This window comes from Delftia deserti, from assembly GCF_042653485.1.
Taxonomy (GTDB): domain Bacteria; phylum Pseudomonadota; class Gammaproteobacteria; order Burkholderiales; family Burkholderiaceae_C; genus Comamonas; species Comamonas acidovorans.
This window is the reverse complement of the sequence record NZ_JBHSIH010000001.1, coordinates 1888373-1909780: the sequence shown is the minus strand read 5'-3', so window position 1 is coordinate 1909780 and position 21408 is coordinate 1888373. Positions and strand designations below refer to the sequence as shown.

Genomic DNA, 21408 nt, shown 5'->3' with positions numbered 1-21408 from the left:
GGGGCCGGATGGACACCGGCCCTGGCTGGCGAGAGGTTGGCGAGAGGTTCAGGCGCGGCCCGGCAGCATGCGGGAGATCAGGCCGTCGCGGTCGATGAACTGGTGCTTGAGGGCGGCGCCCACATGCATGGCGATCAGCACCACCAGGGCCCAGGCCGCCCAGCCGTGCAGGGGCTTGAGGGTCTCTGCCAGTTCGGGGCTGGCGCTCACGAAGTCGGGCAGGGGCAGCATGCCGAGGAAGACGATGGGAAAGCCGGCCGCCGAGCTGTAGGCCCAGCCCAGCAGGGGCACGGCGAAGAACAGCAGGTACATGGCGTGGTGGGTGCCGTTGTGGGCCCAGTGCTGCCATTGCGGCATGGCGCGGGCCACGGCGGGCGGCAGCTCGGGCGGGCGGTGGGTGACGCGCCAGAGCAGGCGCAGCAGGCTCAGCGACAAAAGCGTGACGCCCAGCCACTTGTGCCAGTTGTACAGCTTCAGGCGCGAGGGCGAGAACGGCAGGCCGGTCATGTACCAGCCCAGGCCCAGGGCGGCGATCAGGCCCAGGGCCAGCAGCCAGTGGGCAGCCATGGCCACGCCGGTATAGCGCGTGGCTCTGGAGGAGGATTTTGCTGGCGCGTTGGCGCGGGCTGAGGACTCTGTCATGGATGGCGGCAGGCTTTGGAACCGTTCAGGGCCCCTGCGAAGGGGCCCTGGATGGCAAAAAGGGTGCGGTGCGCTCTGCGAGGACTTCGTGCACTGCGGACAACGTGCAGTGTAGGAAGCGGCAAATCCAAAAGAGTTCAGCGGTATTGACGGCTCTATTCAAAAAAGATGAAGGCCGCAGCATCCGTGGCACCCGCAGTACCCGCAGTACCCGCAGTATCCGCAGTACCCGCACTACGCGCGGGCTGCGGGAGTTCAGGGCCGGGCGGGATCGGCGGGCAGCATGACCACGGCCTGCGCCGCCTGCTTCCAGGCGGCTGCGGCTGCGTCGGCATCGCCCCGGTGCTCGGCCATCAGGGCCAGGCGCTGCCAGGCACGGGTGCGCAGTGCGCTTTCCTGCAGATGGGGCGCAGCGCGCAGCAGCAGTTGCTGGGCCTTGCCCCAGAGCTGGCGCTGCACGCAGGCCATGCCGGCCAGGTACTGCAGGCGGGGTTCGCGCGGATGGCTGTTGGTGGCCGCCTCGATGCGTGCCAGCCAGGTGCCGTCCAGGCCGTCCAGGCAGGGCTCCAGCACCTGGACCAGGCGCGGCAGATGCGATTCGCTGCGCGGGCCGGCATGGGACAGCAGGCGTTCCCACACGGGCAGCAGCCAGGCGCGGGCCTGCGCGGCCTCGCCGCCCAGGGCCATGAGGCGCGATGCGGCCGGCAGCGCGATCTCGGGCATGGCACGTTCCTCACCGTCCAGCGACATCCAGAAGTGCTGCAGCTGCGTGGTGTCGCGTGCCTCGTTGATGCTCTCCAGCACCAGGCCGCGCACCACGCTGGCGGCGGCCGCTGGCGAGAAGGCGCGGTGCTTGGCCAGCAGGCGCGCCGTGTCCAGCGCCGTCGATGTCTGGCCTGCCAGGCGCGAGGCCTTCAGGCGGATGCGCAGCGCAATCGTGCGGCGTGCCGCGCCCAGGGGCAGTTCGGCCAGGCGGCGCAGCGCGTCGGGGGCATCGCGGTCGTCCAGGGCCCAGCGCGCGGCGCGCATCTGGGCGCCTTCGCGCATTTCCTGCTCCTGGGCATTGCCCTGGGCCGGTGCATTGGCCAGGACTTCGCGCCAGTGGTGGTCGCGCTGCGGGCTGTCCTGCAGGGCGTGGGAGGCATCGGCGGCCACCATGTGGGCAGCCGCACGCAGCCGCGTGCCGTGTGGCACGGCGGCATGGGCCTCGGCCAGGGACTCCTCCATCGCCAGGGCTGCCAGTGCCGACTTGCGCGCGCGCAGGAAGCGGCCGGCCTGCTGGTGCGACAGGGCTTCCAGCAGGCTGTGGTGCATGGCGCGCTCTTTTTGCTGGCTGCGCCAGCGCCGCGCCTGGTGCGGCATCTGCAGCAGCGCGGCCAGGGCGCGCAGCGCTGCATAGAGCAGCACGAAGGCCAGCACGATGATGGCAATGGCCAGGTTCAGGGACAGGTCCAGCCGGTAGGGCGCCCAGAACAGGGTCACCGTGCCCTGGTTGGAGCCCGCGAACAAGGCGGCCGCCACGGCCATGCCGAACAAACCGATCAACCACAGTGCAGCGCGCATTCGTCTGTCTCCCGGCTGCTCAGCGGCCTGCGGCGGCTGTTGCCAGCGCCGCCAGGGTTTCCTGCAGCGCCGGCTGTTCGGTGGTGCGCAGATTGGCCTGGATCTGCTGCAGCTGGGCCTGCACGATCTGGGTGCGCCGCGCGGCGGGATCGAAGTACTTGTTCACGGCCATGCCCGAGGCAGCCAGGTCGGCACGCGCCGCATCCCACTGGCGCGACAGCAAGGCCAGGCGCGAGTTCAGCAGCTTGAGCTTGAGGTTCTCGCGCAGGAAATAGGCCTGCTCGGGCGCCAGCAAGATGGCGTCCGGATGGTCGATGCGGCTGACGCGCAGCAGGTCCTGGGCCTCCTCGCGCACGGCCGTCCAGCCACGCTCGCCCCAGGACTGCCACCATCTCCACTCGGTGGGGCTGCCCTCGATGGGGGCGGGCTCGGGCTGGCGGGCCGCCTGGCCGGCCACGCCGCGATGGCGGCTGGCGCGTGGCTGGGCCACGGCGTTGAGCAGGGGCATCTCGTCGACCAGGCGCACCAGGTCCTCGATGCGCGTGAGCAGGCCGGCCGTGTCGGTCACGCTCATGCGGGCCAGCCGCTCCAGGTCGCGGTCCAGCGCGCGCATCACGGGAGCCAGACGGGGCTGTGCGGCGCGCTCTATGCGCTGGCGGGCGTTCTTGAGCGTGGCCACCAGCGGCTGCAGGCTGCCGGACAGCTCGGCCTGCTGCTGGGCCAGGCGGATGGAGGAATCTATGTCCACCACCAGGTTCTCGTCGCGCGAGCGCGACATGCTTTGCAGGAGTTCGTCGAGCTGCGTGCGCTGCAGCGACAGCTCGGCAATGCGCGCTTCCATGACCGAGGTGCGCGCCGCGCTGTCGCGGGCCAGGTCCTGGGCATCGCGCGCCAGGGTGCGGGCCTCGACCGACTGGGAGCCGGACTGCGCGGACTGGCGGGCCAATTGTTCCTGGATATTGCCCAGGCGCTGCCAGAGCATGCCGCAGGCAATGAGCGCCGCCACGGCCACGGCGCCCACGCCCAGGACCAGGACCAGGGCAGAGGAGCCGCTGCGCAGGTCTGCAGCGGGGCTGCTTTGGGCGGAGCCGGCAGCGAATGCTGCGGCGGAGGCTGGTGGCGTCAGGTCCTGCGGGGTGGGGCGGTCTTGCGCTGCGTCGGAACTCATGGCGTCGATTCTATCGACGCAACCACGTCCTCCAGAGCCGGCCGACATTGCTTGACATATCCGAATCCCAGTTGCTTGGCCTGGGCGGCGATTCGCTCGTGCGTAGCAAGCGCTCGCGCCTTTTGCCACCATTGGCCCGGCAGGAGCTGTTGCAGGTTGGCAACGGATTCGGCGCTGCTGAGCAGCCAGAGCGAGCCATCTTCGGCCGCCTGGCGTGCCAGTGCCGTCTGGGCTGCATCCCAGTCAGGCAGTTCGCGCTGGTAGACGGCCAGCATTTCGACCTGGGCACCTGCCTCGCGCAGCCGGGCGGCCAGCCAATCGCGGCCGGCGCCTGCCGTGGCCGGCACGGTCCTGGGCGCTCCTGCCTGGCTGTCGCCGCGCACGATGAGCACGCGGTCGCCCGCATGGATCTGGTCATGCACGCGCTGCCATAGCGTTTCGGATTCGAACTGGGCGGCGTCCGGTGGCGGGCCGTCGATCTGTGCTGGCGCAATGCCCAGGGCCAGCAGCGCCTGGGCCGTGCCGGGGCCGGGCGTCCAGGCGCGGGTGGAGGCCGGAAGCCGAGCGGGGTCGGTGCCGAAGAAATGCTGGACGGCATTGCCGCTGACGAACATCACGGCGCGGTAGCCCCGGCCTTCGCGCAGCGCGTTGCGGGCGGCCTGCAAGGCCTGTTGCGTGGCCGCATCGCGGCAGGGGCCTATGGCCATCAGCGCCAGCGGCTGGGCCGGAAGGCCCCGGGCCTGCAGCGCATCCACCCACGCGGCTGCGTCATGGGCCGGGCGGGTGACGAGTATGCGCGGTGGCATGTGGGTGTGCCGTCTAGAGCTTTGGGGCCGGTTGGGCGCCTGCCGCCTGCAGCAGCGCAGCCACGTGCTGGCCCAGCGCGTCGGCGCTGGCGAAGTCGGTGACGGTGGCATCGGCGTGCACCTGCACCAGCGGCAGCCGGCCTTCCGGGTCTCCCCAGGCCGCGTCCAGGCGCAGTTGCTGGCCGTCGAATGTGCCGTGCGCCGCCAGCGGCATGGAGCAGCTGCCGCCCATGCAGCGGCTGACGGCGCGCTCGGCGGTCACGGTCAGCCAGGTGGTCTGGTGGGCCAGCGGGGCCAGCGCGTCGATCAGGTCCTGGCGGTCGGCGCGCACCTCGATGCCCAGCGCGCCCTGGCCGGCGGCCGGCAGCATGCCGGTGGGCTCGAACCTGGCGCGGATGCGGTCGGCCAGGCCCAGGCGCATCAGGCCTGCGGCGGCCAGCACGATGGCGTCGTAGTGGCCTTCGTCCAGCTTGCGCAGGCGGGTGTTCACGTTGCCGCGCAGCGGCTCTATCTTCAGGTCGGGGCGCAGGGCCTGCAGCAGTGCCTGGCGGCGCAGGCTCGATGTGCCGACGACGGCGCCCTGCGGCAGCTCGGCCAGCGTGGCGTAGCGATTGGAGACAAAGGCGTCGCGCGGGTCTTCGCGCTCCATCACGCAGGCCAGCACAAAGCCTTCGGGCAGCTCCATGGGCACGTCCTTGAGCGAGTGCACGGCGATGTGGGCGCGTCCTTCTTCCAGCGCCACCTCCAGCTCCTTGACGAACAGGCCCTTGCCGCCGACCTTGGACAGCGTGCGGTCCAGGATCTGGTCGCCCTTGGTGGTCATGCCCAGCAATTCCACTTCATGCCCCCGGGCGCGCAGCAGCGCCTGGACATGCTCGGCCTGCCACAGTGCCAGCTGGCTCTCGCGCGTGGCGATCACGATGGAGTGGGGGAGAAGTGGTTTGGTGTTCATCAGGTGCCTCGGGGGGAGCGCGGGATGCTAGCATGCTGCGCCGCAGTAAACCGGCACCAGGACCGAAGCCCAAGCAAACCGATACGCTGACCGATTCCAGGAGATTCGTTGATGGCCACCGCCCCCCGCAAGAGCAATGCGCGAGATGACAGGCGTGATGACAAGCCTGCCCGCAAGACGGACAAGGATTTGCCGCTGATCGAGGACATACGCCTGCTGGGGCGCATCCTGGGCGATGTGATCCGCGAGCAGGAAGGCGTGGCGGCCTTCGAGCTGATCGAGCAGGTGCGCCAGCTGTCGGTGACATTCCGCCGCGATGCCGACGAGACCGCCGACCGCGCGCTCAAGCGCCTGCTCAAGGGCCTGACGACGGACCAGACGGTGAGCGTGATCCGCGCCTTCACCTATTTCAGCCATCTGGCCAACCTGGCCGAGGACCGTCACCACATCCGCCGCCGCGCCGTGCACGAGCGCGCGGGCAACACCCAGGAAGGCAGCATCGAAGTGGCGCTGGCGCGCCTGCGCTGGGCCGGCATCTCGGCCGGTACCGTGGCGCAGACGCTGGCCAGGAGCTATGTGGCGCCCGTGCTCACGGCCCACCCCACGGAAGTGCAGCGCCAGAGCATTCTGGTGGCCGAGCGCGACATCTCCCAACTGCTGGCCGCGCGCGAGGACATCGTGGCCCGCGCCCAGCTGTACAACAGCGCCAAGGACGCGCTCACCCCGCGCGAACTGGAGCGCAACGAGGCCCAGCTGCGCGCCCGCGTCAGCCAGCTGTGGCAGACGCGCCTGCTGCGCTACTCCAAGCTCACCGTGGCCGACGAGATCGAAAACGCGCTGTCCTACTACGAAGCCACCTTTCTGCGCGAGATCCCCAAGCTGTATGCGCAACTGGAGCAGGAGCTGGGCAACACCCTGCCCGTGCACAGCTTCCTGCGCATGGGCCACTGGATCGGCGGCGACCGCGACGGCAACCCCAATGTCACGGCCCAGAGCCTGGAGCTGGCGCTGTCGCGCCAGGCCGATGTGGCCCTGCGCCACTATCTTCGCGAGGTGCACTACCTGGGTGGCGAGCTGTCGCTGTCCCAGCGCCTGACCGATGTCTCGCCCGAGATGCAGGCCCTGGCAGAGCGCTCGCCCGACACCAACGAGCACCGCTCAGACGAGCCCTACCGCCGCGCGCTCACCGGCATCTACGCGCGCCTGGCCGCCACGCTCAAGGGGCTGACGGGCGGCGAGGCCGCGCGCCACGCCGTGGCGCCGCAGAACGCCTATGCCTCGCCCGAGGAGTTCCTGGCCGACCTGCGCGTCATCGATGATTCCCTGAGCCGCAACCACGGCGAGGTGCTGGCGCCCCAGCGCCTGCGTCCGCTGATGCGCGCCGTGCAGGTCTTCGGTTTCCACCTGGCCACGGTGGACCTGCGCCAAAGCTCGGACAAGCATGAGGAAGTGGTGGCCGAGCTGCTGGCTGCCGCGCGCCTGGAGCCCGACTACTCGGGCCTGCAGGAAGACGCCAAGTGCGCCCTGCTGGTGCGCCTGCTGGAAGAGGCGCGGCCGCTGCGCGTGGTGGGCGCCGACTATTCCGAGCATGCGCGCGGCGAACTGGCCATCTTCGAGACCGCGCGCCGCCTGCGCGCCGCCCTGGGGGCCGAGGCCATACGCCACTGCATCATCAGCCACACCGAATCGGTCAGCGACCTGCTGGAAGTGCTGCTGCTGCAAAAGGAGGCCGGGCTGCTGCGCGGCACGCTGGACGATGGCGCCATCTGCGATGTGATCGTCGTGCCGCTGTTCGAGACCATTGGCGACCTGCGCAGCGCCTCGCCCATCATGCGTCGCTACTTCCAGCTGCCGGGCGTGGCGGCCATGGTGCAGCGCAGCGGCGGCGAGCAGGACATCATGCTGGGCTACAGCGACAGCAACAAGGATGGCGGCATCTTCACCAGCAACTGGGAGCTGTACCGCGCCGAGATCTCGCTGGTCGAGCTGTTCGACGAACTGGCCGACAGCCATGGCATCAGCCTGCGCATGTTCCATGGCCGCGGCGGCACCGTGGGCCGGGGCGGCGGCCCCAGCTACCAGGCCATCCTGGCCCAGCCCCCGGGCACGGTGCGCGGCCAGATCCGCCTCACCGAGCAGGGCGAGGTCATCGCCTCCAAGTACGCCAACCCCGAGATCGGCCGGCGCAACCTGGAGACCCTGGTGGCCGCCACGCTGGAGGCGACGCTGCTGCAGCCGACCAAGCCGGCCACGCGCGCCTTCCTGGATGCGGCGGCCTTCCTGTCCGAGGCCAGCATGGGTGCCTACCGCGCCCTGGTGTACGAGACCCCCGGCTTCACCAGCTACTTCTTCAGCAGCACGCCCATCCGCGAGATCGCCGAGCTGAACATCGGATCGCGCCCGGCCTCGCGCAAGCCCTCGCAGAAGATCGAGGACCTGCGCGCCATTCCCTGGGGCTTCAGCTGGGGCCAGTGCCGGCTCACGCTGCCGGGCTGGTACGGCTTCGGCGCGGCGGTCAAGGCCTTCATCGACCAGCCGGGCAAGGATGGCAAGGCCCAGCTGGCCCTGCTGCAGAAGATGTACCGCCAGTGGCCGTTCTTCCGCACCCTGCTGTCCAACATGGACATGGTGCTGGCCAAGAGCGACCTGAACCTGGCCTCGCGCTATGCCGACCTGGTCCCGGACGCGCGCCTGCGCCGGCGCATCTTCAGCGCCATCGAGGCCGAGTGGCACAGCACCGTCGATGCGCTGGCGCGCATCACGGGCGACAAGCAGCGCCTGGCCCACAACGAAGCGCTGGCGCGCTCCATCCGCCATCGCTTCCCCTACATCGATCCGCTGCACCATCTGCAGGTGGAACTGGTGCGCCGCTGGCGCGCAGGCCAGACCGACGAGCGCATCAAGACCGGCATCCACCTGTCCATCAACGGCATCGCGGCCGGGGTGCGCAACACGGGCTGATCCCGCGCGCAGGGGGCGTGACAGCCCCCTTGCGGCCGGCGTTGTACGATGTGCCCCGGACAGGAGCGCCTGACTTCTGCCGGGAACAAAAGGGTGGGAGCCATGGGCAACAAGACGCCACGGGCCGGCTTTCCGGACGTGCAACTGTTCCTGACGCAGCGCCTGGCCAGGCTGGCCGGCGCCAACTCCATGCGGGCCATTCGCGAGGGCCTGCTCTGGCTGGTTCCATGCCTGCTGGTCTCGGCCCTGTTCCTCATCCTGTCGGCGCTGGCGCAGATGTCCGGCCAGCCTGAATCCGTGGTGCGGGTGCTGGCGGGCCTGCACGCGGAGATCGGCAGCATCCTGCCGCTGCTGGTGGCCGCGTCCATCGGCTACATGCTCTCCATACGCCACCGGCTGCCGCGCCTGCCGGTGACCTTTCTGTGCTTTGCCCATGTGCAGATGGCCATCTTCCTGCTGCGCGAGCATCCGCGCGCTGCGGCCACCCTGGTGCTGTTCATCTCCATCGCCTCCCCCCTGATCACCGTGCCCCTGATGGCGCGCCTGAGCCGGCTGCGCTGGACGCGCATCGCGCGCACCGGCTTCGTGAGCGAGAACGTGCGCGAGGTCATGAACCTCGTCGTTCCCGGCGCCCTTGTCGCCGTGCTGCTCGTGCTGCTGCTGCTGGGCCTGCACCTGGTGCTGCCGGATATCTCGCAGGCCGAACTGCCGCTGGCCATCGCGGGCCCCGAAAACCCCTACCGCAGCGGGCTGACGCTGGCACTGCTCAATTCCGTGTTCTGGTTCTTCGGCGTCCAGGGGTACTACGCCATGCAGCCCTTCTTCCAGGTGCTGGACCAGGCGGTGGTGGCCAATGCCGCCGCGATGGCGCAGGGGCTGCAGGCGCCGTGGGCGCTCAGCGGCGGGCTGATGGGCTCCTTCGTATTCATCGGCGGCTCCGGTGCAACGCTGTCGCTGGCGCTGGCCGTGCTGCTGTTTTGCCGGGGACGGGGCCTGCGCGTGCTGGCGCTGGCGGCGCTGCCCATCTCCTTGCTCAACGTCAACGAGATCCTGCTGTTCGGGCTGCCGGTCATCCTGAACCTGCGCCTGCTCGTGCCGTTTCTCGCGGTACCCGCCATCAACCTGGTCGTGGCCGTCACGGTGGTGCAGGCCGGCTGGGTGGCACCGGCCTCCATGGTGCTGCCGCTGACCGCGCCCGTGGTCTTCAATGCCTATGTGAGCACGGGCGGGGACATGGCGGCCGTGGTGCTGCAGCTGGCATTGACGGCCCTGGGCGCGCTGATCTATGCGCCCTACGTGCGGGCCATCGACCGGCTGGGCCAGGACGACGGTCCCATCGTGCTGCACGCGCTGGACACCACGTTCTCGCGCCTGCCCGAAGAGGCCGGCCTGATCGCGCGCGATCCGCTGGTGCAGGCGCACCAGGCGCAGGCCCGGCGCGAGACCATGCTGGCGCATATCCGGCGCATCAGCGAGTACGAGTTCCACCTGGAATTCCAGCCCCAGGTCTCGCACCGCAGCGGCCTGTGCCTGGGCTGCGAGGCCCTGCTGCGCGCGCGGGACGCACAGGGCCGCTTGCAGCAGCCCGGCAGTTTCCTGCGCTGGCTGGCCGATGCGGGGCTGATGCGCGAGGTGGACCTGTGGGTGGCGGGCGCTGCCGTGCGCCAGAGCCGGCACTGGCGCCAGGAGGGCTTTGCCATGCCGATCAGCATCAATGTGTCGGGTGCCACGTTGACCTCGCCCGAGTACTGCTCGCGCCTGATGCTGCTGCTGGCCCAGGCCAGGGGGCAGGTCGGCGTGGAGATCACGGAGGAAGAAATGGTGGGCGACGTGGAGGCGATCCGCCGCGCCATAGGGCAGATCCATGCGCTGGGCGCCAAGGTGTCCATCGACGACTTCGGCACCGGCTTCTCGTCCATGAGCTACCTGCACCAGTTCGACGTGGATGCCATCAAGATCGACCGCAGCTTCGTCGTGGCCAGCGGCCATGCCAAGGGCGAGCTGGTGCTGGACGGCCTGCTGCGCTTTTGCGAGGCGCTGCAGCTGAACGTGGTGGCCGAAGGCGTGGAGACCGAGGCGCAGTTGCAGGCCCTGGGCTTCGAGGGCGAGCTGCTGGTGCAGGGCTGGTACTTCAGCCGCGCCCTGCCGGGGGAGAAACTGCCGCAGTTCGCCAGGGACTGCGCCGCCAGGGCAGGCGGCGGGACGGTCTAGATTCCTGGATTCCTGTGGCGGCATCGCGGGCGCGATGCGCAGCGCGGATCATCAGTGCAGCATCAGCGAGCCGGCGCTCTTGCTCTTGCCGGCGCGTGCGGGCGGATTGCACAGGCCGCACTGGTAGTGGCGCTCGTTCTCGTAGGGCTCGGTCACGAACTGGCCCTTGCACACCGTGCACTGGGTGCGGGTCAGCATCTGCGCGTCGACGAACTTCACCAGGCGCCATGCGCGGGTGAAGGACAGCAGCGCCTCCAGCTCGGCGGCCTGGATCTGCTCGGTATAGAGACGGTAGGCCTTGGTCAGTTGTTCAACGGCGTCCAGCTCGGCGCCCTTGGACAGGTATTCGTAGATGTTCAGGAACAGCGAACTGTGGATGTTCTCCTGCCAGGTCAGGAACCAGTCGGTCGAGAACGGCAGCTGGCCCTTGGAAGGCGACTTGCCGGCGATCTCCTTGTACAGGCGGATCAGGCGCTCGTAGGACAGCGTGGTCTCGGATTCGAGCACCTGCATGCGTGCACCCATCTCGATGAGCATGGCGGCACGCTCGATCTGCTTGGACTCGTTCAGGACACTTTTGGCGGTGGTGGACATGGCGGGCTCCAGAGTTCTTCAGGCGGATCAGAGGACTTCGGAGACGCGGCTGGCCATCAGGATGTTGGCATGCAGCGTATTGGTCGCACCGTTGCCGATCTTGTTGCTGCTGTGGTTGGTCAGCAAGCTCCAGACCATTTCGTCGTCCACCCGGAAGCTGGCGAGCAAGGTGTTGCGCGAGGCCAGCTTCAGCACCTGGGCTGCCGACAGTGCGGCCAGCAGGTCGCACGATTCTTCGTTCAGTCCCAGGCGGAACACCGCTTCGGCCTTGTCCTGGCGGATCAGGGTCTGGGCCAGCATCAGGTAAGTGAGGTTGGCTTCGCGGATTTCGGCAAGCAGCTGTTCATTGTTCATAGGACCATCCTTTGCATCTCGGCAGCCGCAACGCCCGGGAAGAAACAAGATGTTCAACCTGTTGCGATCTGTTGAGATGGATTGTGGAGGAGGGCCCTTCGCCGTTGAAGTCGGGGCAGGTCTGCGCCGGATGTCTGGTTGTGAGACGGCGTTTGTAAGATTTACCTTACATCTGTAGCAAGGTTTGGATGACTTGGGTTTCACCCGCTTCTGCCGAACGGCGCTTGCCGGGACGCTGTTGCGGCAACTGTGTTGTATGTCGGTCTTTTGACACAGTGCTGTCATTGTGCAGCCTCCCAAGGGGAGGCATAAGCCGAATTAGCCGCGCTCCACCGGCCTCTTCGGGTCACTGCACCACTCGCTCCAGCTGCCCGCGAACAGCCTTGCAGGCGGCAGCCCCGCAATGCGCATGGCCAGCAGGTTGGGCAGCGCGCTCACGCCGCTGCCGCACTGGTGCACCACGCTGGCCGGATCGCGGCCTGCCAGCAGCTGGTCGAACTCCGCGCGCAGCAGGGCCGCGGGCTTGAAGCGGCCGTCGGCGGCGATGTTCTCGGTGAAGGGCCGGTTGAGCGCGCCCGGGATATGGCCGGCCACCGGGTCCAGCGGCTCGACCTCCCCGCGGTAGCGGGCCGGGGCGCGTGCATCGAGCACGGTCTGGCCCGCGTTGCCCAGTGCATCGAGCACCTGCTGCGCCGTTGCCAGTTGCTGCAGCGGCTCGCGCAGCTCGAAGTTGGACTGGAAGCGCGCGCTTTCCTCGCCCGATGCCACGGGCTGGCCTGCGGCCTGCCAGGCCTGGAGGCCTCCGTCGAGCACGGCCACATCGCCATGGCCGGCCCATTGCAGCATCCACCACAGGCGCCCGCAGTAGTTGGCGCCGTTGCGGTCATAGACCACGGCCTGCATGTCGTTGGAAAAACCGATGCTGGACAGCCACACGGCAAAGCGTTCGCGGTTGGGCAGCGGATGGCGGCCGCCCGAGGCGGCCTGCTCGCTGGCCGCCACGCTGCCATGGGCGCCGGGCACGCCATGCTTGGCGCTGAGGTCATGGTCCAGGTCGGCGAAGACGGCGCCTGGAACATGGGCCTGCAGGTACTGGGCCTTGCCGGCCGCAGGCTGGGCCAGGTCGAAGCTGCAGTCGAAGACCATCAGCGGACGGCCACCGGCCTGCAGCGCGGCCAGCTCCTGGACGGAGATCAGGGTCTGGTGGGTCTGGTAGGTGGTGTTGGAAGTCATGGATGCGGAACTCCGAAGGCCTGTGCAGGCGGTGGTGCGCCTGCGGCAAAAGATCCGATCCATTATGCGACGGCCCCGGGCAGGCCGGCGGCGTCAGCCGCGCGAACGCAGGGCCGTGGCCAGGGCGCCGCTGGCCACGATCAGGGCAATGCCGGCCCAGCCGATCAGCGGCACGCTTTCGCCGAACATCGCCAGGCTCAGCAGGGCCGCGAAGACGATGCCCGAATACTGCAGGTTGGCCACGACCAGGGTGTTGCGGCTGTTGCCGGCCGAGGCGTAGGCCGCCGTCATGCAGACCTGGGCCACGGCGGCCAGCACGCCCACGGGCAGCAGCCACAGCGCGCGCCAGCCCGGCCAGGCGGACACGCCCGTGAAGCACATGGCCAGGGCGCCGGCCACGGCCGAGCCCAGCGCGAAATAGAAGACCACGCGCGCCTCGGGCTCGCCCATGCGCGACAGCGTGGCGACCTGCATATAGGCCATGGCGGCGAACACCCCGCCGACCAGGCCGCCCGCGCTGGCCACGAACTCCTGTGGCGCCGCGCTGGGGCGCAGCACCAGCACCACGCCCACGAAACCCAGGGCCACGGTGCCGACCAGGCTCCACGGAAACGGCGGCAGCGCGCGCAGCGCATGCGATTCGGGCTCGCGGCGCAGCTGGTGGCGCAGCAGCAGGCCCTGGCCGATCAGAAACACCGCCATCCAGATGCTGCTCATGGAGTTGAACGTGGCCGCCGTGGCCAGCGGCAGATGGCCGATGGAGTAGAACCAGGCGCCCATGGAGGTCACGCCCACGAAGCTGCGCCAGGCATGCTCGCGCGGATAGCGCGTGGCCAGCGAGATGCCCTGGTGGCGTGCCAGCCACCACAGCGCCACCATGCTCACCAGCCCCCGGTAGAAGACGATTTCCGCCGCATTGAAATCCTGGGAGGCGAACTTCACACACACACTCATGACCGCGAAAACGAACGCGGCCGCCACCATCCACAGGGCTTGCATATTAATGATCGGATAGTGCCGCGCAAGACGGCGGCGCTGGACAGAAAAGGGGGTTGGTTGGGCGCATGCCGTCCTCGCCGCAGGCGGCTCGGGGCCGTGGCGGGGACATGGGCCAGGGAACTGTATTGCATCCGCCAAGACATTGGAGTCGCCTCGGAATGAATTGCCGCCGCCAGCCCCACCCATCGGGCACGACAGGCCACTTGTTTCCCGAGGGGCCGTGCTGCCGGCGCACCGCACAATGCAAACGGCTCCATGCAAACGGCTCCATGCAAACGGCCCGCTTCGCAGGCGGGCCGTTTGCATGGAGTGCGGGAGTCGCGGGGGGTCAGCGCCGGGGCACTGCGTCACCCATCACGCCGCGATACCACTCATGGAAGTGCTGCATGCCGTCTTCCATGGGGCTCTGGTAGGGGCCGACCTCGTTGTCGCCGCGCTCGTACAGCGCCCTGCGGCCGGCGTCCATGCGCTCGCCGATCTCGTCGTCCTCGATGCAGGTCTCCATGTAGGCGGCCTTTTGCGCCTGCACGAATTCGGGCTCGAAGGCCGCGATCTCTTCGGGGTAGTAGAACTCGACCACGTTCAGTGTCCGGTCCACCGCCAGCGGGTGCAGGGTCGAGACCGTGAGCACGTGCGGATACCACTCCACCATGATGTGCGGGTAGTAGGTCAGCCAGATCGCGCCGCGATCGGGCAGCTCGCCGTTGCGGTAGGCCAGCAGCACGTCGTGCCACTTCCTGTAGGTGTCCGAGCCGGGCTGGGCAAAGCCGGGCGCCACGCCCACGGTCTGCACCGAGTACTCCTTGGCAAACTCCCACTGCAGGTCATCGCAGTTCACGAAGTTGCCCAGGCCCGGGTGGAAGGGGCCCACGTGGTAGTCCTCGAGGTAGACCTCGATGAAGGTCTTCCAGTTGTAGTTGCACTCGTGCATCTCGACATGGTCGAGCACGAAGCCCTCGAAGCTCAGCTGCTCGCGCAGCTTCATGCCGGCCAGGTCGGACTCGATGTCGCGGCCGTTGTCCTCGAACAGCAGGCCGTTCCACTCGCGCAGCCGGTAGTTGTTCAGGTTCAGGCAGGGATCGTGGCTGAAGTGCGGTGCGCCCAGCAGCTCGCCGCTGGTGCTGTAGGTCCAGCGGTGCAGCGGGCAGACGATGTTGCCCCCCGCGTGGCCCTTGCCTTCGGTCATCAGGTTGCCCCGGCCCTTGAGCATCACGGCCTGGCGGTGTCGGCAGACGTTGGAGATCAACTCCACCTGCCCCCGGGTATTGCGCACCAGCGCACGGCCTTCCTTTTCCTGGGGCAGGGCGTAGTAGTCGCCTATCTCGGGAACGGCCAGTTGGTGGCCCACGTAGCGTGGGCCGCGTTGAAAGATGGTCTCCAACTCGCGCTGGAACAACGCAGGGTCGAAGTAACTGGAAACTGGTAGTTGGCTTGCGGCCTGCTGCAGTTGAAGACTTAAATCAGACATGGGTGACCTGACCTAAAGACTCCCCACAGGGAGGGTGCGCGTGCGCACGGGATTGGAAAAAGCGAAACCGGCCGTTCCTGGACATGGAGGCAGGCTTCACGACGTGAAAAGAAGCGGCGCCCGAGGCGCTGTGTCTTGTCGATGAGCCCGACCGTATGCCCAGGCAAGGGGCCGGTTTGACGGGGAATGGGATTATAGCCCGTGGGGTTATTTCCGGATGCCCGGTACGTGTATTGCGCGCGCCGGATGCCGCCCGTCAAGGGCTGTCCGGTTATTGGCGGCACGGTCATGGAGGGGCGCCTAGAATCGTCGGTTCCCTACAACGCACCGCCATCGCACCATGCCCAAGGCTGCTCCCAAGGCTCTTGCCGAGCCCACCAGTTACGAATCCGCGCTGCAGGAGCTGGAGCAGCTCATCGCGCAGATCGAGTCGGGCCAGCTGCCTCTGGAGCAGATGCTGACAGGCTACCAGCGCGCGGCGCAGTTGCTCGGCTATTGCCGCGGCCAGCTCGACGCGGTGCAGGAACAGGTCAAGGTGCTTGACGAGGGGACGCTGGCCCCATGGAGCCAGGATTGAAGATTGCCATGAGTGCCGTGATGACTTGCGCTTCCGATGTTTCCCAGCCGACCGTCCCCGGCGCGCTGGATTTCCCCTGCTGGATGACCGATCGCCTTGCGCGCACCGAAAGCGCGCTGTCGCAATGGGTGGGCGTGGATGCGCCCGCGGGCCTGGGCGAGGCCATGCGCTACGCCGTGCTCGATGGCGGCAAGCGCCTGCGCCCGCTGCTGGTCTGGGCCGCCGCCGAGGCCGTGGATGGCCTGCAGTCCGCCGCCGTGCGTGCCGGCTGCGCGGTGGAGCTGATCCATGCCTATTCGCTGGTGCACGACGACATGCCCTGCATGGACAACGACGTGCTGCGCCGTGGCAAGCCCACGGTGCATGTGCAGTTCGGTGAAGCCTCGGCCCTGCTGGCTGGCGATGCGCTGCAGGCGCTGGCCTTCGAGCTGCTCGTTCCCGAGCCCGATCAGGCCGGCAGCATGCCGGACGCCCTGCAGGCGCGGCTGTGCCGGCTGCTGGGCCGTGCCGCAGGCGCGCAGGGCATGGCCGGTGGCCAGGCCATCGACCTGGCCAGCGTGGGCCTGCAGTTGAGCGAATCGCAACTGCGCGAGATGCACCGTCTCAAGACCGGCGCCCTGCTGCATGCCAGCGTGCTCATGGGAGCGGCCTGCAAGGAGGGCGTGGATGCCCAGGCCTGGCAGGCGCTGTCCGACTACGGGCAGGCGCTGGGCGTGGCCTTCCAGGTGGTGGATGACATCCTCGACGTGGTGGCCGACTCGGCCACCCTGGGCAAGACGGCCGGCAAGGACGCGGCCAACGACAAGCCGACCTACGTCTCGCTGCTGGGCCTGGACCAGGCCCGCGCCCATGCCGACGAGCTGTGCGCCCTGGCGCACGCGGCGCTTGCGCGCAGCGGCCTGCCGGACACGCGGGCCCTGGCGGCACTGGCCGACATGGTCGTGAGCCGCACTCACTGACAATGAAGCACCCCCTGAGTCGCTTCGCGCCTTCCCCCTCTCTACCCGCTTCGCGGCGGAGGGGGACGACACCCTCGCTGCGGGGCGGCCCTTGCTCGGTGTCCCTTGGTGGGGGCGCGCCACTTGCAAGGGTGGCGTTCGATGCCACAGGCAACTGATACGAAAATATGGGCGATGGTCTTGCGGCCATCAAGATATCTAGCATGACCACGAACACCTACTCCCTGCTGCAGACCATAGACGATCCCTCGGATCTGAGGCGTCTGTCGCGTGCCGAACTCAAGACCCTGGCCCAGCAACTGCGTGCCTATGTGCTGGACAGCGTCTCCAAGACCGGCGGGCATCTGAGTTCCAACCTGGGGACGGTGGAACTGACGGTGGCGCTGCATGCGGTGTTCGACACGCCCTACGACCGCGTGGTCTGGGACGTGGGCCACCAGACCTATCCGCACAAGATCCTCACGGGCCGGCGCGAGCGCATGGCCTCGCTGCGCCAGTTCGGCGGCCTGTCGGGCTTTCCGCAGCGCGCCGAGAGCCCGTACGACACCTTCGGCACGGCGCACTCCTCCACCAGCATCTCGGCCGCCCTGGGCATGGCCCTGGCCGCCAAGCAAAAGGGCGAGGACCGCCGCGCCATCGCCGTCATCGGCGACGGCGCCATGACGGCCGGCATGGCCTTCGAGGCGCTGAACAACGCCGGCGTGACCGATGCCAACCTGTTGGTCATCCTCAACGACAACGACATGAGCATCAGCCCGCCCGTGGGCGCGCTCAACCGCTACCTGGCCCAGCTCATGAGCGGGCAGTTCTACGCCAAGGCGCGCGACATGGGCAAGAGCGTGCTCAAGCAGGTGCCTCCGCTGCTGGAGCTGGCCAAGCGGCTGGAACAGCAGGCCAAGGGCATGGTCGTGCCGGCCACGCTGTTCGAGAACTTCGGCTTCAACTACATCGGCCCCATCGACGGGCATGACCTCGATTCGCTGATCCCCACGCTGGAGAACATCAAGAGCCTCAAGGGTCCGCAGTTCCTGCACGTGGTCACCAAGAAGGGCCAGGGCTACAAGCTGGCCGAGGCCGATCCCGTGGCCTACCACGGCCCCGGCAAGTTCGACCCCAGCGTGGGCCTGGTCAAGCCGGCCACGCCCCCGAAGCAGACCTTCACCCAGGTCTTCGGCCATTGGCTGTGCGACATGGCGGACAAGGACCAGCGCCTGGTGGGCATCACCCCCGCCATGCGCGAGGGCTCGGGCATGGTGGAGTTCCACAAGCGCTTTCCGGGCCGCTACTACGACGTGGGCATCGCCGAGCAGCATGCGGTCACCTTCGCGGCCGGCATGGCCTGCGAAGGCCTCAAGCCCGTGGTCGCCATCTATTCGACCTTCCTGCAGCGCGGCTACGACCAGTTGATCCACGACGTGGCGCTGCAAAAGCTGCCCGTGGTCTTCGCGCTGGACCGTGCCGGCCTGGTCGGCGCCGATGGCGCCACGCACGCAGGTGCGTATGACATCGCCTTCGTGCGCTGCATTCCGCACATGAGCATGGCCTGCCCGGCCGACGAGCGCGAATGCCGCCAGCTGCTCACCACGGCCTACGAGCAGGACCATCCCGTGGCCGTGCGCTACCCGCGTGGCGCGGGCGTGGGTGTGGCGCCGCTGGAGAGCCTGGAGGGCCTGCCCTTCGGCAAGGGCGAGGTGCGCCGCGAGTCTGCCAAGAAGCAGGTCGCCATCCTGGCCTTCGGCACCCTGCTGTACCCGGCCCTGGCCGCGGCCGAGGCGCTGGACGCCACCGTGGTCAACATGCGCTGGGCCAAGCCGCTTGACGAGGAACTGCTGCGCCAGGTAGCCTCCACGCACGAGCTCATCGTCACCGTGGAAGAGGGCTGCATCATGGGCGGTGCAGGCAGCGCCGTGGCCGAGTCGCTGCAGGCCGCGGGCATCACGCGCCAGCTGCTGCAGCTGGGCCTGCCCGACGAGTTCATCGAGCACGGCGATCCCGCCAGGCTGCTGGCCCTGCAGGGCCTGGACGCGGCGGGCATCGAGGCCTCGGTCCGCGCCCACCTGGCGCCCGAGCGCGCCGTGGCCTGAGCGGCGCCGGGCAGCCGGCCAGCCGAGCAGGACTACGCGGGGGAAAACCCCGTCCGCGCTTGCTTTGCGGCGTTTTTAGAATCGATACCACCTGATACAGTGTGAATGCACGTGCGAACGTGCGTTTTTTTTGCCGCCGGGCCCCCCAAGGCAGCAGCGACCCCTCGGGGGGCGCGGACCTTGCGCAGCAAAGGGGGGGGTGGTGGCTTTATCTGACTGACAACACATCGCGGAGAGACATTCATGGACCGTCGTTCGATCATCAAACATGCGGGAATCGCTGGCGTGCTGGCTGTGGGAGCCGCACCCGCAGTCCACGCCCAGGAGGCGGTCCGCTGGCGTCTGGCCGCGAGCTTTCCCAAGTCGCTGGACACCATCTTCGGCTCGGCCGAAATGTTCTCCAAGACGCTGAAGGCGATGTCGGGCGGCAAGTTCGAGGTCTCGGTGCATGCGGCCGGTGAGCTGATGCCCGCCTTCGGCGTGGTCGACGGCATCCAGAACGGCACCATCGAGATGGCGCTGACGGCGCCCTATTACTTCACCGGCAAGGACTACATCTTCGCCTTCGGCTGCGCCGTGCCCTTCGGCCTGACCGCGCGCCAGATGGATGCCTGGATGGAGCACGGCGGTGGCCGCAAGCTCATGGACGAGTTCTATGCGCAGTACAACATCAAGAGCCAGAGCGCCGGCAACACGGGCACGCAGATGGGCGGCTGGTTCCGCAAGGAAATCAAGTCGGTGGCCGATCTCAAGGGCCTGAAGATGCGCCTGGGCGGCGGACTGTTCGGCGACGCCATGCTCAAGCTTGGCGTGGTCGCGCAGAACATGCCCGTGGGCGAGGTCTACCAGGCGCTCGAAAAGGGCACGCTGGATGCCGTGGAATTCGTGGGCCCCTACGACGACCAGAAGCTGGGCTTCAACAAGGTCGCTCCCTACTACTACTACCCCGGCTGGTGGGAAGGCGGCGCCGAGCTGGAGTTCTTCATCAACACCAAGGCGTATGCGGCCCTGTCGCCCGAGTACAAGGCCATGGTCGATGCGGCCTGCAACGTGGCGGCACGCGACATGACGGCCAAGTACGATGCCAACAACCCCGTGGCGCTCAAGAAGCTGGTGGCCGACAAGACCCAGCTCAAGGCCTTCCCCAAGGACTTCATGGATGCCGGCTACAAGGCCGTCATGGAGATCATGGCCGAGCATGACGCCAAGTCGCCCATGTTCAAGAAGATCAACCAGAGCCTGCGCACCTTCCAGCGCGACCAGCTGCTGTGGGAGCGCTTCTCGGAGTTCCGCTACAACAGCTACATGACCACGGCCAAGCTGTAAGGCCAGGTCTCCAGCCAGCAGCACGCACAAGGACGGTCCATGCCCTCCAAGCCTGCAGGCCAAGCCCGCGTCCCCTCTGCCAAATGCAGCGGGGACGGCGGGCTTTTTTGCCGCCGGGCCGCCCCAAGGCAAAAAGCGGCCCCCTTTGGGGGGCAGCGGACCTTGCGCAGCGAGGGTAGCGTGGGGGCTTTTTTGCCGCCGGGCCGCCCCAAGGCAAAAAGCGGCCCCCTTGGGGGGCAGCGGACCTTGCGCAGCAAGGGTAGCGTGGGGGCTTTTTTGTTCCGATGATGTATGTGGGCCGGGCTGCCAAGAGCAGTCCGGCCTTTTTTGAATGCTCTCAAGCAGAGCGAACCAGGAGGAGACAGTGATGGACAGAAGAAAAGCACTCAAGCACGCCGGTCTGGCCGGTGTATTGACTGCCGCGGCGGCACCGGCCGTTCACGCGCAGGCGGCGGTGCGCTGGCGCCTGGCGTCGAGCTTCCCGCGCTCGCTGGACACCATCTACGGCTCGGCCGAGGTGTTTTCCAAGGCGATCAAGGAGATGTCGGGCGGCAAGTTCGAGGTCTCGGTGCATGCGGCCGGCGAGCTGATGCCCGCCTTCGGCGTGGTCGATGGCGTGCAGAACGGCACGGTGGAGATCGCGCACACGGCGCCTTACTACTTCTTTGGCAAGAACGAGGCCTTCGCCATTGGCGGCGCCATTCCGTTCGGCATGAACTCGCGCCAGCTCACGGCGTGGATCGTGGACGGCAACGGCGGCAAGCTGATGCGCGAGTTCTATGCCGAATACGGCATCGTCAACTTCCTGGGCGGCAACACGGGCGCACAGATGGGGGGCTGGTTCCGCAAGGAGGTGAAGACGCCCGAGGACATCAAGGGGCTGAAGTTCCGCATCGGCGGCTTCGCGGGCCGGATCATCGAGCGCATGGGCGGCGTGCCCCAGAACATCCCGGGCGGCGAAATCTACCAGGCGCTGGAGAAGGGCACCATCGATGCGGCCGAATGGATCGGTCCCTATGACGACCTCAAGCTGGGCTTCAACAAGGTCGCGCCGTTCTACTACTACCCCGGCTGGTGGGAAGGCAGCCTGAACCTCGAGTTCTACGTGAACCAGAAGGCGCTGGCCGCGCTGACGCCCGAGCAGCGCGCCATGGTGCAGGCCGCCTCGCACGAGGCCCACGTGGTCACCCAGGCCCGCTACGACGCCCGCAATCCCGGCGCGCTCAAGCAACTGGTGGCCAGCAAGGCCAAGGTGCTGGCCTTCCCGCAGACCGTGCTCGATGCTTCCTACAAGACCACCATGGCGGTCTATGCGGAGCTGGCCGAGAAAAATCCTGCGTGGAAGAAGATCTACGGCGACTACCGCAACTTCCAGCGCGACGAGGTGCTGTGGTTCCGCTTTGCCGAGGCGCGCTACGACGCCTTCATGTCGGCGCAAAAGCTGTGAAGTCGCGGCGCCCTCGGGCGTCATGCGGGAAAGCCGGGCACTGCCCGGCTTTTTTCATGAGTGC

Annotated in this window: 17 protein-coding genes; 7 read left to right on the top strand and 10 right to left on the bottom strand. The window is 68.0% G+C overall.

The window, feature by feature from the left end; translation table 11 throughout:
- Positions 1–48: 48 nt before the first annotated feature.
- From ACFPFG_RS09050 to hemC, 5 genes are all read right to left on the bottom strand, one after another.
- The gene (locus ACFPFG_RS09050) at positions 49–642 is read right to left on the bottom strand and encodes a cytochrome b (RefSeq protein ID WP_183017722.1); all 594 of its coding nucleotides are present in this window, start codon (positions 640–642) and stop codon (positions 49–51) included.
- A gap of 255 nt (positions 643–897) precedes the next feature.
- The gene (locus ACFPFG_RS09045) at positions 898–2205 is read right to left on the bottom strand and encodes a heme biosynthesis HemY N-terminal domain-containing protein (RefSeq protein WP_197957065.1); all 1308 of its coding nucleotides are present in this window, start codon (positions 2203–2205) and stop codon (positions 898–900) included.
- A gap of 19 nt (positions 2206–2224) precedes the next feature.
- Complete coding sequence (locus tag ACFPFG_RS09040) at positions 2225–3373, bottom strand: uroporphyrinogen-III C-methyltransferase (RefSeq protein WP_380106137.1); 1149 nt, start codon at positions 3371–3373, stop codon at positions 2225–2227.
- The gene (locus ACFPFG_RS09035; protein ID WP_197957064.1) at positions 3370–4179 is read right to left on the bottom strand and encodes a uroporphyrinogen-III synthase; all 810 of its coding nucleotides are present in this window, start codon (positions 4177–4179) and stop codon (positions 3370–3372) included. The genes ACFPFG_RS09040 and ACFPFG_RS09035 overlap by 4 nt, the downstream gene beginning before the upstream one ends.
- A 13-nt stretch (positions 4180–4192) precedes the next feature.
- A complete protein-coding gene (hemC, locus tag ACFPFG_RS09030; protein ID WP_013803628.1) occupies positions 4193–5131 on the bottom strand; it encodes a hydroxymethylbilane synthase in 939 nt (312 codons plus the stop codon).
- Between the two features lie 111 nt (positions 5132–5242).
- Between hemC and ppc the strand changes: the two genes are divergently transcribed.
- Together ppc and ACFPFG_RS09020 are read left to right on the top strand one after the other, a co-directional pair.
- Positions 5243–8092 carry a phosphoenolpyruvate carboxylase gene (gene ppc / locus ACFPFG_RS09025; protein ID WP_183017726.1) on the top strand — a complete coding sequence of 950 codons (2850 nt, stop codon included), beginning with the start codon at positions 5243–5245 and terminating at the stop codon, positions 8090–8092.
- 102 nt (positions 8093–8194) lie between these two features.
- Entirely contained in the window at positions 8195–10303 is a 2109-nt protein-coding gene (locus tag ACFPFG_RS09020; RefSeq protein ID WP_374618436.1) for an EAL domain-containing protein, read from the top strand.
- Between the two features lie 51 nt (positions 10304–10354).
- On the opposite strand, the gene flhC is transcribed toward ACFPFG_RS09020, so the two are convergent.
- The 5 genes from flhC to ACFPFG_RS08995 form a co-directional block, all read right to left on the bottom strand.
- Positions 10355–10897 carry a flagellar transcriptional regulator FlhC gene (gene flhC / locus ACFPFG_RS09015; protein ID WP_183017728.1) on the bottom strand — a complete coding sequence of 181 codons (543 nt, stop codon included), beginning with the start codon at positions 10895–10897 and terminating at the stop codon, positions 10355–10357.
- Positions 10898–10924: 27 nt separating this feature from the next.
- Positions 10925–11251, bottom strand: a complete 327-nt coding sequence (flhD, locus tag ACFPFG_RS09010) for a flagellar transcriptional regulator FlhD (RefSeq protein ID WP_012204159.1) — start codon at positions 11249–11251, stop codon at positions 10925–10927.
- Positions 11252–11569: 318 nt separating this feature from the next.
- Positions 11570–12484 (bottom strand): sulfurtransferase, encoded by a 915-nt coding sequence (locus ACFPFG_RS09005; protein ID WP_183017729.1) that lies wholly within the window; start codon positions 12482–12484, stop codon positions 11570–11572.
- Between the two features lie 93 nt (positions 12485–12577).
- A complete protein-coding gene (locus ACFPFG_RS09000) occupies positions 12578–13483 on the bottom strand; it encodes a DMT family transporter (protein ID WP_183017730.1) in 906 nt (301 codons plus the stop codon).
- 328 nt (positions 13484–13811) lie between these two features.
- Complete coding sequence (locus ACFPFG_RS08995; RefSeq protein WP_380106132.1) at positions 13812–14951, bottom strand: aromatic ring-hydroxylating oxygenase subunit alpha; 1140 nt, start codon at positions 14949–14951, stop codon at positions 13812–13814.
- A 340-nt stretch (positions 14952–15291) separates the two neighbouring features.
- Between ACFPFG_RS08995 and xseB the strand changes: the two genes are divergently transcribed.
- The 5 genes from xseB (at position 15292) to ACFPFG_RS08970 (ending at position 21344) form a co-directional block, all read left to right on the top strand.
- Positions 15292–15528, top strand: a complete 237-nt coding sequence (gene xseB / locus ACFPFG_RS08990) for an exodeoxyribonuclease VII small subunit (RefSeq protein ID WP_012204163.1) — start codon at positions 15292–15294, stop codon at positions 15526–15528.
- Between the two features lie 8 nt (positions 15529–15536).
- Positions 15537–16487, top strand: coding sequence for a polyprenyl synthetase family protein (locus ACFPFG_RS08985; RefSeq protein ID WP_374618441.1), 951 nt, complete (start codon positions 15537–15539; stop codon positions 16485–16487).
- 203 nt (positions 16488–16690) lie between these two features.
- Entirely contained in the window at positions 16691–18571 is a 1881-nt protein-coding gene (gene dxs, locus ACFPFG_RS08980) for a 1-deoxy-D-xylulose-5-phosphate synthase (RefSeq protein ID WP_197957059.1), read from the top strand.
- A 243-nt stretch (positions 18572–18814) separates the two neighbouring features.
- On the top strand, positions 18815–19897 hold the full coding sequence (locus ACFPFG_RS08975; RefSeq protein ID WP_016452489.1) for a TRAP transporter substrate-binding protein: 1083 nt from the start codon (positions 18815–18817) through the stop codon (positions 19895–19897).
- A gap of 367 nt (positions 19898–20264) precedes the next feature.
- The gene (locus tag ACFPFG_RS08970) at positions 20265–21344 is read left to right on the top strand and encodes a TRAP transporter substrate-binding protein (RefSeq protein WP_126311788.1); all 1080 of its coding nucleotides are present in this window, start codon (positions 20265–20267) and stop codon (positions 21342–21344) included.
- Positions 21345–21408: the final 64 nt, after the last annotated feature.